This is a genomic window from Micromonospora sp. NPDC005087, from assembly GCF_042872965.1.
Taxonomy (GTDB): domain Bacteria; phylum Actinomycetota; class Actinomycetes; order Mycobacteriales; family Micromonosporaceae; genus Micromonospora.
Map to the genome: position 1 here is coordinate 199,844 of NZ_JBIALB010000008.1, position 12,277 is coordinate 212,120.

The 12,277-nt window shown below is 72.1% G+C and carries 11 protein-coding genes and 1 pseudogene; 7 read left to right on the forward strand and 5 right to left on the reverse strand.

Going from position 1 to position 12,277, the window contains the following annotated elements:
* Positions 1 to 535 (reverse strand): annotated as a pseudogene (locus tag ACFYPS_RS20380) (hypothetical protein); the annotation flags it as partial.
* 453 nt (positions 536 to 988) lie between these two features.
* Positions 989 to 1,132 (reverse strand): hypothetical protein, encoded by a 144-nt coding sequence (locus ACFYPS_RS20385; RefSeq protein WP_387326083.1) that lies wholly within the window; start codon positions 1,130 to 1,132, stop codon positions 989 to 991.
* On the opposite strand from ACFYPS_RS20385, the gene ACFYPS_RS20390 reads away from it, so the two are divergent.
* Complete coding sequence (locus ACFYPS_RS20390) at positions 1,131 to 2,909, forward strand: glycoside hydrolase family 6 protein (protein WP_387326086.1); 1,779 nt, start codon at positions 1,131 to 1,133, stop codon at positions 2,907 to 2,909. The two genes, ACFYPS_RS20385 and ACFYPS_RS20390, sit on opposite strands and share 2 nt — an antisense overlap.
* 119 nt (positions 2,910 to 3,028) lie before the next feature.
* Here ACFYPS_RS20390 and ACFYPS_RS20395 read toward each other — a convergent pair whose 3' ends face one another.
* The 3 genes from ACFYPS_RS20395 to ACFYPS_RS20405 all read right to left on the reverse strand — a co-directional run bounded on the left by ACFYPS_RS20395 (position 3,029) and on the right by ACFYPS_RS20405 (position 5,236).
* Positions 3,029 to 3,415, reverse strand: a complete 387-nt coding sequence (locus ACFYPS_RS20395; RefSeq protein WP_354963887.1) for a hypothetical protein — start codon at positions 3,413 to 3,415, stop codon at positions 3,029 to 3,031.
* 286 nt (positions 3,416 to 3,701) lie between these two features.
* Entirely contained in the window at positions 3,702 to 4,631 is a 930-nt protein-coding gene (locus ACFYPS_RS20400; protein WP_387326090.1) for a hypothetical protein, read from the reverse strand.
* Positions 4,632 to 4,642: 11 nt separating this feature from the next.
* Positions 4,643 to 5,236, reverse strand: a complete 594-nt coding sequence (locus ACFYPS_RS20405; protein ID WP_387326093.1) for a hypothetical protein — start codon at positions 5,234 to 5,236, stop codon at positions 4,643 to 4,645.
* Positions 5,237 to 5,462: 226 nt separating this feature from the next.
* On the opposite strand from ACFYPS_RS20405, the gene ACFYPS_RS20410 reads away from it, so the two are divergent.
* The 6 genes from ACFYPS_RS20410 to ACFYPS_RS20435 all read left to right on the forward strand — a co-directional run bounded on the left by ACFYPS_RS20410 (position 5,463) and on the right by ACFYPS_RS20435 (position 12,194).
* Complete coding sequence (locus ACFYPS_RS20410) at positions 5,463 to 6,953, forward strand: catalase (protein ID WP_387326096.1); 1,491 nt, start codon at positions 5,463 to 5,465, stop codon at positions 6,951 to 6,953.
* 241 nt (positions 6,954 to 7,194) lie between these two features.
* Positions 7,195 to 9,666: a nitrate- and nitrite sensing domain-containing protein gene (locus ACFYPS_RS20415; RefSeq protein ID WP_387326099.1), complete on the forward strand. Its 2,472-nt coding sequence runs from the start codon at positions 7,195 to 7,197 to the stop codon at positions 9,664 to 9,666.
* Positions 9,666 to 10,088, forward strand: coding sequence for a roadblock/LC7 domain-containing protein (locus tag ACFYPS_RS20420; RefSeq protein ID WP_354963892.1), 423 nt, complete (start codon positions 9,666 to 9,668; stop codon positions 10,086 to 10,088). Before ACFYPS_RS20415 ends, ACFYPS_RS20420 begins: the two co-directional genes overlap by 1 nt.
* Positions 10,078 to 10,467 (forward strand): DUF742 domain-containing protein, encoded by a 390-nt coding sequence (locus ACFYPS_RS20425; protein WP_387326103.1) that lies wholly within the window; start codon positions 10,078 to 10,080, stop codon positions 10,465 to 10,467. The genes ACFYPS_RS20420 and ACFYPS_RS20425 overlap by 11 nt, the downstream gene beginning before the upstream one ends.
* Positions 10,448 to 11,050: an ATP/GTP-binding protein gene (locus tag ACFYPS_RS20430; protein WP_089019271.1), complete on the forward strand. Its 603-nt coding sequence runs from the start codon at positions 10,448 to 10,450 to the stop codon at positions 11,048 to 11,050. Before ACFYPS_RS20425 ends, ACFYPS_RS20430 begins: the two co-directional genes overlap by 20 nt.
* Positions 11,051 to 11,156: 106 nt before the next feature.
* Entirely contained in the window at positions 11,157 to 12,194 is a 1,038-nt protein-coding gene (locus ACFYPS_RS20435; RefSeq protein ID WP_387326107.1) for a lactonase family protein, read from the forward strand.
* The last annotated feature ends 83 nt before the right edge of the window (positions 12,195 to 12,277 follow it).

Consider the following 12,277-nt stretch of genomic DNA (forward strand, 5'->3'; position numbering starts at 1 on the left):
CCTTGCCCTCGTGGTCCTTGCCCTTGTCGTCCTTGCCGTGCTCGTCCTTGCCGTTCTCGTCCTTGCCGTTCTCGTCCTTGCCCTCGTGGTCCTTGCCCTTGTCGTCCTTGCCGTGCTCGTCCTTGCCGTTCTCGTCCTTGCCCTCGTGGTCCTTGCCCTTGTCGTCCTTGCCGTGCTCGTCCTTGCCCTTGTCGTCCTTGCCGTGCTCGTCCTTGCCGTCGCGGCCGGAGGAGTTGTCCTCCTCGCGCCAATCGCCCTTGTCGTCGTGCACCGGCTTGAGCTTCACCTTGCCGGTGACCTTGGACCACACGAAGGCGTGCTCCTGGCGATCCGGGCAGATCTCGAGGAGCTTGACCTCTTCGCCGGCCTTGACGACGTGCGGCTTGGCGAAAACCTTGCCGTCACGGTCCTTGCCACCGTCGTGGTGCCCATCGGCGAACGCGATCCCGGGCGTGAACACCAGGAGCGCCGCACCGCCGAGCGCGGCGCCCGCAACGACCTTCCCGAGCATCTTCTTAGCCATGACCTGCGTCACTCCATCCCTGTTGTCCTGAGCCCGGCGACAACCGAGCTAAGACCAACGTTAGACCGTTTCATGAACTATGAAGGGAAACATTCGTGTTCTGACCTTTACTGTTAGTAAGTGATAAAGGGGTGCTACGCGGCCTTCTCCCCGCCGTGCGCCGTGTGGGAGCGTGACACCGGGTTCTGCGTCGCCACGGCGTTCCGCGCTCGCTGTGCCGGCTCGGTCGGCTAATCCGGTAGCGGCGGCGTGGTTCCGCTCGTGCTGGTCGCGCGGTCTCGGAGGTATCGTCCGAGTCGGGTCACGGGCGCCGCCGCCGGAACGCATCGAGCCATTGCCATGGAAGCGCTCCCATGCAAGAATCGGCGCACGCGGTTCGGGGAGCCACACCGCGCAGGCAGGGAAGTCGAGGGCATCCGGTCCGCCGGACGACATCCCGCCGCCGACCGACCGCTCGCCGGTCGTTCACCACCACCACCACCACCCGTCCGGGTCGGGCACCCCCCGCAGAACCCCGTTGGCGCCGGTGGCCGTCCGTTCCGGACGCCCACCGGGCCGTCTCGCCGGGCCGTACGCGAGCCCGGTCTCGCCCAAGGAGATCAGTGGCATGAATGTGTGGAGAAGGCTGTCCGGCCCACGCCGGGCCCTCGCGCTCGCCGGCGCGGGCGTCCTGGTCGCCGGCGGGTTGGTGACGATCCCCGTCACCGCGGCGCAGGCCGCGACCCAGTGCGACATCGCCTACTCGGCGAACGAGTGGCCCGGTGGCTTCACCGCGAGCATCACCATCAGGAACGTCGGCGACCCGATCAACGGCTGGACGCTCGGGTGGACCTTCCCGAACTCCAGCCAGCGGGTGCAGCAGGGCTGGTCGGCCGAGTTCACCCAGTCCGGCAGCCAGGTCACCGCGCGCAGCCTGTCCTACAACGGCAGCCTCGCCACCGGCGCGTCGACCAGCATCGGGTTCAACGGCGCGTGGAGCGGCAGCAACCCCAGGCCGACCTCGTTCACCCTCAACGGGGTGACCTGCAACGGTGGCACCACGCCGCCGACCACGCCCCCGCCGACGACCCCGCCCCCGACCACACCCCCGCCGACCACTCCGCCGCCGACCACGCCCCCGCCCGCCGGCAGCATGGTGGACAACCCGTACGCCGGGGTCCGGGGATACGTGAACCCCGAGTGGAAGGCCAAGGCGGACGCCGAGCCGGGCGGCAGCAGGGTGTCCAACAACCCGACCGCGGTGTGGCTGGACCGGATCGCCGCCATCAACGGCACCCCGGACAGCAGCTCCAACGGCGCCTTCGGCGTGCGTGACCACCTGGAGGAGGCGCTGCGCCAGGGCGCCGGCTACATCCAGTTCGTGATCTACAACCTGCCCGGCCGGGACTGCGCCGCGCTCGCCTCCAACGGTGAGCTGGGCCCGAACGACCTGCCCAGGTACAAGGCCGAGTACATCGACCCGATCGCCGCGATCCAGGCCGACCCGGAGTACCGGAACATCCGGATCATCAACATCATCGAGATCGACTCGCTGCCCAACCTGGTGACCAACACCTCCGGGCAGGCCGGCGGCACGGCGATGTGTGACACGGTCAAGGCCAACGGCGCGTACGTCAACGGCGTCGGCTACGCCCTGGCGAAGCTGGGTACGCTCGGCAACGTCTACAACTACATCGACGCCGCGCACCACGGCTGGATCGGCTGGGACACCAACTTCGGCCCGACCGCCGACCTCCTGAAGGCCGCCGCGGTCGCCTCCGGCAGCACCGTGGCCAACGTGCACGGGTTCATCGTCAACACGGCGAACTACTCGGCGCTGCGCGAGCCGTACGTCAAGATCACCGATACGGTGAACGGCACGTCGGTGCGACAGTCGAAGTGGGTCGACTGGAACTTCTACGTCGACGAGCTGTCGTTCGCCCAGGCGTTCCGGCAGAAGCTGGTCCAGGTCGGCTTCGACGCCAACATCGGCATGCTGATCGACACCTCCCGCAACGGCTGGGGCGGCACCGCCCGGCCCACCGGACCGGGCGCGACGACCAGCGTGGACACCTACGTCAACGGTGGCCGGATCGACCGCCGGATCCACGCCGGCAACTGGTGCAACCAGTCCGGCGCTGGCCTCGGCGAGCGGCCCAGGTCGGCTCCCGAGCCGGGCATCGACGCGTACGTCTGGGTGAAGCCTCCGGGCGAGTCGGACGGTTCCAGCGAGCTGATCCCGAACGACGAGGGCAAGGGCTTCGACCGGATGTGCGACCCGACGTACACCGGCAACGCCCGCAACGGCAACAGCGCGACGGGCGCCCTGCCGAACGCGCCGATCTCCGGCGCGTGGTTCTCCGCCCAGTTCCAGGAGCTGATGCGCAACGCGTACCCGGCGCTCTGACCGGATCGCTCCCGCACCCACCCGCCGCCGGCGGTAGGTGAGGCACCGCCGGCGGCAGGTTCCCCGGGTCCCCGGTCCGACCGTGACGGTCGGACCGGGGACCCCCTCGTGCGCCCTGCTCAGGGCACGGTGCGCTCGATCGCCGCCCGACCCTGCTCGGCCAGGTCGCGGCGGGCCTTGTCCAGGTTCTCCGGGGTGAGGTCCTGCCCGCGGGCCATCACCAGATCCTCCGGCTCCCAGGGCTGTTCCGCGCCGGTACGGATGTTGTCCCCACCGGCGCCGGTGCCCGTCCCGGTCGCCCCGGTGCCGGCGGCGTACGGGTCGCCGAGCAGGTCGTCGGTGCCCGGCGCGAGGTCGTCCGGCCGGTTGCGGGGCTCGCCGAAGGATGGAGTGTCCCGGTCCGGGCCGCCCCCGGTCCGCAGCTGCGGGACGGTGCTGTCATCGTCCGCCGCGGCGGCCATCTCCGGGCTCTCCTCCAGCGGCGGTCGGCGGTCGCGATCGGTCATGGTGCTGCCTCCTGTGTCCGACACGTTGCCTGATCCCCCTCGCGTACCCTCTCGGGCCGTGCCCATGCCCCCCGGTGGGCCGATGCGCGCCGACCGCCCGGCGCGCGGAGCGGCGCTGCTCCGCCTGCGTCTCGTCGATCAGCGGATCTTGTGCCGGCTGGCCATGGTTGTCCATCTGCTGTCGGGTCCCGCCCTGTTCCGGCCCGCTCGGGCGATCCGGCAGGCGGACCGTCCGGGCGTACGGGGGCACCCCGGCCGGCTGGCCGGGGTGCCCGTGGTGTGTCGCTCAGCGACCCAGCACGCGGTCCAGGAAGTCCCGGTAGCGGCGTACCGCCATCCGCAGTTGCTCGGTGTCCGCCGAACCGGCGTCCTGCCATCCGCCCAGCGCGTTCTTCTGCGCGGCCAGCGCCGACGCGAGCGCCTGGATGGCCTCCTCCACCAGCGACTGTGCCTCGCCGGCCGCCGCCTGCGGATCGTCCACGAAGCGCAGCTGCACGTCCCGCCAGCGGTCCCGGAAACGCTGTGCCGCGTCCGCGTCGAGGAGCGTGGCCGGCTCGGCCGCCACGGTCGACCCGACGGGTCGCGACGTACCGGCCGACTCCAACGAGGCGCCGCCGCCACTGGCGGCGAGCACCGGGTCGGCATCCGGCGAGACCGCGTCCGGGTCGACCATCTCCGGAGTGGCGCTGCCGTAGGCGGCCGGGTCCGCGTCGCCGCCGGGATCGGTCAGATCACTGCGCCGCTCGGGCCCACCGTCGGTGCTTCCCGGCGGGGCGACGGTCCGCGCGGAGGTGTCCGCGTCGGCCCGGGCGTCGTCGGTCTTCGGATCGGTGCCCCGGCGGTGCAGTTCGGCGGTGGGGTCGGCCCGCAGACCCTCACGCTCGCCGTCCTCGGCGCCGTCGCCGGGCTGGGCGGTCCGCTCGGCCCGGGGGTCCGGCTGATCCTCCGGGCGCGGGCTGGCCAGCGCGGACGCCGCCACCGCATCGGCCACCGTGGTGGCGCCGAAGGTGGTCGGCAGCGGCCCGGGCTCATGGAATCCGCCCTCGTCGATGCGGTCGTCGGCGGCTGACGGGTCGTCGAAGGTGCCCCGGTCGTCCAGGGCGTCCTCGGGCACGTCCGCGCGACCCGCCCGGTCGCCGGCCGGCGGCACCGGCACCGGCGCGGACCGGACGGCCTCCGAATGGTCGTTGCTCACCTGCTGCTCTTCCTGGCGCATCGGTGGCCTCCTCAGCGGCTCGTGGCGTCGTGCGGGGTGTCCGGATGGCGCTGCTCGGGCGGGCGGTGGCCGACCGGCTCCTCACCGAGCAGGTCGGCGAAGAGTGCCCGGTAGTGCACGACCGCCTGACGCAGCTCCTCGGTGCTGGCCTCGCCCCGAGAATTACGCAGATGGATCTCGTGCGCGTCCCGGTAGTTGGTCAGCGTGCGTGCGTGGTCGACGGAGAGATGGGCGATCTGGTCCGAGAAGTCCCCGGTCGGGTATCCCTGCTCCTCGATGAGCCGGGTGACCAGATCATCCGCGTCGCCCACGGTCTCTTGCGGCGAGTCGACGAAACGGACCTGAAGCTCCTCCCAGGCGGCGGCGTAGCGGGCCCGGGACTGCGGGGTGAGCGGCGTGAGCGTGAGCTCGGCGTGCCGGCGTTCCCGGTCGCGCAGCTCGCGCTCTGCGGCGGACCGGCTGTCCTGCTCCGCCACCACCCGGTCGTACTCCGGCCCGAAACGGCCGCGCAGCGCGCGGCGTCGGCCGAGTGTCCGGACGGCCACGACCAGTGCCGCGATGGCCAGCACGACGAGCACGATGACGATTATCTGCGTGGGCGACATGGCTCCTCCTTCGTCACCTCGTATTCCCTCGGCGCACTGATCGCCAATCCCGATCCGGGGCACTTTCCTCATCGGTCCGTGTCCGGTGTCGCGGGACCTGCCTCCGATCGTGCGATGACGAGGGCCACAGCACGGGATTCGGCCAAAACTTGACTCGTTCCAGAAAACGCGATTGTGTTGGATGGTTCGCCCCGGCCGGCAGCACGAAACCATCTGGAGGAGAGCGATGAGCGACCCACAGGCCAACAAGCCGATCCTCACCACCCGGCAGGGCCACCCCGTGCACAACAACCAGCAGCAGCGGACGGTCGGTTCGCGCGGCCCCGCCACGCTGGAGAACTACCACTTCCTGGAGAAGATCAGCCACTTCGACCGGGAGCGCATCCCGGAGCGGGTCGTGCACGCGCGCGGCTTCGTCGCGCACGGCGAGTTCGAGGCGTACGGGACGATCGGTGACGAACCGGCGGCCACCTACAGCCGCGCCAAGCTGTTCCAGACCAAGGGCAGGAAGACTCCGGTCACCATCCGGTTCTCCACCGTCATCGGCGGCCGGGACTCCTCCGAGGCCGCCCGCGACCCGCGCGGCTTCGCGGTCAAGTTCCGCACCGAGGACGGCAACTGGGACATGGTGGGCAACAACCTCCAGGTCTTCTTCATCCGCGACGCGATCAAGTTCCCCGACGTGATCCACGCGCTGAAGCCAGACCCGGTGACCTTCCGCCAGGAACCGAACCGGATCTTCGACTTCATGTCGAACACGCCGGAGTCGATGCACATGCTGACCTGGCTCTTCTCCCCGTACGGCATCCCGAAGAACTACCGCACCATGCGGGGCTCCGGGGTCAACACCTACCGTCTCGTCAACGGCCAGGGCGAGGGCGTGCTGGTCAAGTTCCACTGGATGACCCAGCAGGGCGAGCGCAACCTCACCCAGGCCGAGGCGGACGCGATCCAGGCCACCGAGCTGGGCCACGCCTCCAAGGACCTCTACGAGGCGATCGAGCGCGGCGAGTACCCGCAGTGGGAGCTCAACGTGCAGATCATGAGCGACGACGAGCACCCGGAGCTGGACTTCGACCCGCTCGACGACACCAAGATCTGGCCGGAGGAGCAGTTCCCCTACCTGCCGGTGGGCATGATGACCCTCAACCGCAACATCACCGACCACCACGACGAGAACGAGCAGATCGCCTTCGGCACCGGTGTGCTGGTCGACGGCATCGACTTCTCCGACGACAAGATGCTGGTCGGTCGCACCTTCTCCTACTCGGACACCCAGCGCTACCGGGTCGGCCCGAACTACCTCCAACTGCCGGTCAACCGGCCGCGCGAGGACGTGCAGGTCAGCACCAACCAGGGCGGCGGCCAGATGTCGTACGGGGTGGACCACCGGGGCGGCAACCCGCACATCAACTTCGAGCCGTCCTCGGTCGCCGGTCTCCAGGAGGCCGACGAGTCCTACCGGGAGTACCGCCCGTTCGTCTCCGGGCAGATCATGAAGGCCCCGATCGAGCGGCAGAACAACTACTCCCAGGCCGGCCGGCGCTTCCGTGAGATGGCGGACTGGGAGCGCGACGACCTGATCCTCAACCTGACCACCCTGCTGGCCCAGTGCGACAAGCACATCCAGGAGAAGATGGTCTGGCACTTCAGCCAGTGCGACGAGAACTACGGCCGGCGGGTCGCCGAGGGGCTCGGCATCGCCGCCGACGCCTGATCCGCACCGCGCCACGACGAGCGCCCCGCCGGTTCGCCGACGGGGGCGCTCGCCGTATCGGACGGATTGCATGTCGGAGCGTCCATGTTGGCGCGACAGGCGGTAGTGCAACGCGGTGTGATTACGTATCCTGCCCAAGGCGCCCGCGCCCGTGCCCGGCCCCATGGCCGGGCGCAACCGGCCGGCGCGTTGCCCGGCGGTGCCGGCGCACCTCCTGCCACCCCTGCACGGGCGAGGTCTGATGAGAACCCGCGACTGGCCGATCCGCTCGAAGCTGACCGCATTGGTCGTCGCGCCGGTGACCGCGCTGCTGGCGTTGTGGATCTTCGCCACCACGCTGACCTTCGGTCCCGCCCTGAACCTGCTCTCCGCCCGCACCCTGCTGTACGACCTGGGCCGCCCGGGCGAGGTTGTGGTCACCGAGCTGCAACGGGAACGCCGCCTCTCGGTGGTGCAGCTCGCCGGCACCACCGAGCTGCCAGCCCTGGTCGAGCAGCGGCAGCGCACCGACCGGGCGGTCGCCGAGCTGCGCCGCCGGGTCGACGGGGAGGAGCTGCGCGACGCCGCCGACGACCTGCTCGACACCCGGGTCGACCAGCTGGTCACCGCCCTCGCGGCGCTGCCGGCCGGCCGGGACTTCATCGACGACCGCAAGGTGGACCGGGCCGGCGCCATCGGCCTCTACAGCGGCATGATCTCCTCGGCCTTCCAGGCGTTCGCCGGCATGGCGAACCTGACCGAGCCCGACCTCAACCGGCAGGCGCTGGCGCTCACCGCGCTGGGCCGCTCGCGGGAGCTGCTCGGCCAGGCCGACGCCCTGCTGGCCGGCGCGCTGGCGGCGGGCCGGTTCGCCGAGGGGGAGCACACCCAGCTCGTGCAGGCCATCGGCAACCAGCGGTGGCTCACCGAGAGCGCGGTGGCCGACCTGCCCGAGGCGGGTCGGGCCGCGTACCAGCGGCTGACCGAGGGTGCGGCGTTCACCCGGCTACGCACCATGCAGGACGCGCTGGTCGTGGCCAACCGGTCCGGCCGGCCACCGGTGGACGCGGCGACCTGGCAGGCCAGCCACGACGCGGTGCAGCAGCAGCTGCGCGACTTCGAGTTGGCCGAGGCCGACGGGCTCGCCGACCGCTCGGTGCCGATGGCGGTCCGGATCCTGGTCCGGCTGGCCGCCGCCGGGGTGCTCGGGCTCGTCGCCGTGGTGATCTCGGTGCTGGTGGCGCTGCGGGTCGGCCGGACGCTGGTCCGACGGCTCGGCGGGGTCCGCACCGCCGCGCTAGAGCTGGCCGAGCACCGGCTGCCGGACGTGGTGACCCGGCTGCGCCGTGGTGAGCAGGTCGACGTGGCCCGGGAGGCGCCCCCACTGGAATACGGCCACGACGAGATCGGCGAGGTTGGGCGAGCCTTCACCGAGGTGCAGCGCACCGCGGTCCAGGCCGCGGTGGACGAGGTCACCCTGCGCCGAGGGCTCAATGAGGTCTTCCTCAACATCGCCCGGCGCAGCCAGAGCCTGGTGCACCGGCAGTTGCACCTGCTGGACCGCATGGAACGTCGCGCCGAGGACCCGGACGAGCTGGCCGAACTGTTCCAGGTGGATCACCTGGCCACCCGGCTCCGCCGACACGCCGAGGACCTGGTCATTCTCGCCGGTTCCGCGCCGGGCCGGGGCTGGCGCAACCCGGTCGCGATGGTCGACCTGATCCGGGGCGCGAGCTCCGAGGTCGAGTCGTACGACCGGGTGGACATCACCGCCGTGCAGCCGGCCGGCGTGCTGGGCCGGGCCGTCGGCGACGTCATCCACCTGCTCGCGGAGCTGATCGAGAACGCCACGGCCTTCTCACCGCCGGACACCCGGGTCACCGTCACCGGGGAGCAGGTGGCCAGCGGGTACGCGCTGGAGATCACCGACCGGGGGCTGGGGATGTCCGCCGCGGCGCTGGAGGGCGCCAACGTCCGGCTCGCCAGCTCGCCCGAGTTCGACCCGGCGCAGAGCGCCCGACTCGGTCTCTTCGTGGTGGCCCGCCTCGCCGCACGGCACGGGGTGCGGGTGCGGCTGCGCCCGTCCGGGGAGGGCGGGGTGACCGCCGTGGTGCTGGTCCCGGCCGACCTGATCACCACCGAGCCGCCGGCCGGTCCCGATCCGGCCGGGCTGGGCGCCGCGCCGGCCGGCCCGGACCGGCGGCTGGCGCGGACCGGCCGGCGCGCTGCCGTGCCCCGGCCCCGGGCCGGCCGCAACCGGTCACTCACCGCCCCGCTCACCGCCAGCGCCCCGGCCGCCCGACCCACCGGCACACCGGTGCCGGACCCGGCGCCCGCGAACGGGCCGGGCGCCAACGGGTCGGGCGATGGCGAGTTGTCGCCGACCGGACCGGCCACCGTCCGCGGGCCAGGTGACGGTGCGGCCGACGGGGTGCCGTCCGGCGGCGAGGCGGTGGACGAGCTGGACGGGTTGCCCCGCCGGGTGCGGCGGCGTACCCCGGCATCCCGGCCCCGGTCGACGGTCACCGACACCCCGACGCCCCGATCGCCCGAGGAGGTGCGTCGGGTGATGTCGGCTCTCCAGGCCGGCACCGCCCGGGGCCGCGCCACCGTCGTCCCCCCGGCCGCCGGCCCGATACCTGCCCGAGCCGCCGACCCGGGGCCCACCCCGGCCGTCGCCCCCGCGCCCGCGGCGGCCTCCGAACCCCTGACCGCGACTGAGAGGGACGCCTAGTGCCGCATTCGACGAAGCAGAGCGCAGGCCTCGACTGGCTGCTCGACGAGTTGGTGGAACGGGTACCGGCGGCTCGGGAGGCGGTGGTGCTCTCCGCCGACGGGCTGCTGCTCGGCTCCTCGGCCGAGCTGGAGCGCTCCGACGCCGAGCACCTCTGCGCCCTCGCCGCCGGCTTCTCCAGCCTGGCCCGGGGCGCGAGCCGGCACGTGGACGGCGGTCCGGTCCGGCAGACCGTGGTGGAGATGGAGTCGGCGTACCTCTTCGTCACCGCCGCCGGGCAGGGCACCTGCCTGGCCGTGGTGAGCGACACCGACGCCGACATCGGCCTGGTCGCGTACGAGATGGCGATGCTGGTGATCCGGGTGGGGGAGTACCTCACCGCGCCAGCCCGATCGTCGGCGGGCGCCGGTGATGCGAACTGAGCCGCCCGGGCCGCAGCACGAGTGGCTGGACGGCGACGCCGGCCCGGTAGTGCGCCCGTACACCCTCACCGGCGGCCGGGTACGCTCCGCCGTCGATGGGTTCGACCTCGTCGCGTTCGTACTGGCCGAGTCGGATCTCGACCCGGCGGCCGACCCGCGGCTGCTCCCGGAGCACCGGCGGCTGGTCGCGCTGGCCCGCCGGCCGGTGTCGGTGGCCGAGCTGGCGGCCGAACTGGACCTCGCGGTCGGGGTGGTCCGGGTGCTGCTCGGAGACCTCCTCGCCCGGGGCCTGGTCGCGGTGCACGAGCCGCCGGCCGCCGGCCACCTTCCTGACAACGACATCCTCAAGGCGGTGGTCAGTGGACTTCGTGCGCTATGACCATGCGGGCTCCGGCACCACCATCCCGCTGGCACTGAAGATCCTGATCGCCGGAGGCTTCGGGGCCGGCAAGACGACGCTGGTGAGCGCGCTGAGCGAGGTTCGGCCGTTGCAGACCGAGGAGGTGCTGACGGGCGCCGGGATCGGCACCGACGACATCTCCGGGGTGGAGGGGAAGTCGACCACCACGGTGGCGATGGACTTCGGCCGGATCACCATCAACGACGATCTCCAGGTCTACCTGTTCGGCACACCGGGCCAGGACCGGTTCTGGTTCCTCTGGGACGAGCTGGCCTTCGGCGCACTCGGCGCGGTGGTGCTCGCCGACACCCGGCGGCTGGCCGACTGCTTCCCCTCCATCGACTACTTCGAGCAGCGCGGCATCCCGTTCGTGGTGGGCGTGAACTGCTTCGACGACTCCCGCCGGTTCAACCTGGAGACCGTGCGCCGGGCGCTGGACCTCGACCCGGACGTGCCGATGGTGCTCTGCGACGCGCGGGACCGGCAGTCCGGCAAGCTGGTGTTGATCTCCCTGGTCGAGCACGTGGCCCGGCAGCGCGGCGAGCCGGTGCCGGCCGCCTGAGTCGCCGCCGCGGCGCCGATCCCCGGGCCGGAAAGCCGGTTAACGGGCCGGCATCGCGGGCAGCCTCTGGTTGGATCGACGCAGGAAGCCGGCGGAGGGGTTGGACGTGAGTGGTCAGGTCGAGGTCGTCCACATCGGGGTTTACACCGCGCAGAGCGGCGGGCGGGGCAGTGGCATCGTCGCGGCCCGCCGTGACCCGGCCACCGGGGAGCTGACACCGCTCGGCACGGTGGCGGTCACCCCGTCGCCCTCCTTCCTGGCCCGGCACCCCACCCGCCCGGTGCTCTACGCGGTGAACGAGCTGACAGACGGGGAGGTCAGCGCCTGGCAGGTCGGCCCCGACGGGGCGCTGGATCCGCTGGGCAGCTGGTCGACCGGCGGCGCGGACCCCTGCCACCTGGCCGTGCTGCCCGACGGAGGGCATCTGGTGGCGGCCAACTACGGCGGCGGCAGCGTCGCGGTCTTCCCGCTCGACGGGCGGGGCGTGCCCGGTGAGCGCACCGACCTGGTGGTGCACGAGGGGCACGGCGCCGACCCGGAGCGTCAGGAGCGGGCGCACAGCCACATGGTCTCCCCGGGCCGCGGTCAAGGGCCGCTGCTCGCGGTCGACCTCGGCACCGACTCGGTCTACCGGTACGACCTGGACGGCGCGAGCGGTCGGCTGGTGCCCCGCCGGCCCCGGATCCGTACGGCGCCCGGCACGGGTCCCCGGCACCTGGCCCGCCACCCCGACGGGCGGCGCTGCTACCTCGTGGGCGAGCTGGACGCCTCGGTCACCGCGTACGAGCTGACCGACGACGGCGCGCTGCACCAACGCGGCCGGGTCGAGGCGAGCGAGCGAGCCGGCCATGTCCAACCGTCGGAGGTCGCGGTCGCCCCGGACGGCCGGTTCCTCTACGTCGCCAACCGGGGTGTGGGCACCATCGCCGTCTTCGGCCTGGCCGGCGAGCTGCCCGAGCTGGTGGCCGAAGTGGACACCGGTGGCGAGTGGCCCCGGCACTTTGCGTTGATCGGGGAGCACCTGTACGTCGCCGACGAGCGGGCCGACATGGTGCGGGTTTTCCGGTGGGACGCCGGCACCGGCGTCCCGTCGCCGATCGGCGAGCCCGTGCCGGTGCCGAGCCCGACCTGCGTGCTGCCGTGAGCTGTGGAGCCGATGGGGCGAGACGTGAGGCTGGCACCGATTTGGCAACACCATGGGGCCGCTTCGTCACTCTGTGTTGCTAA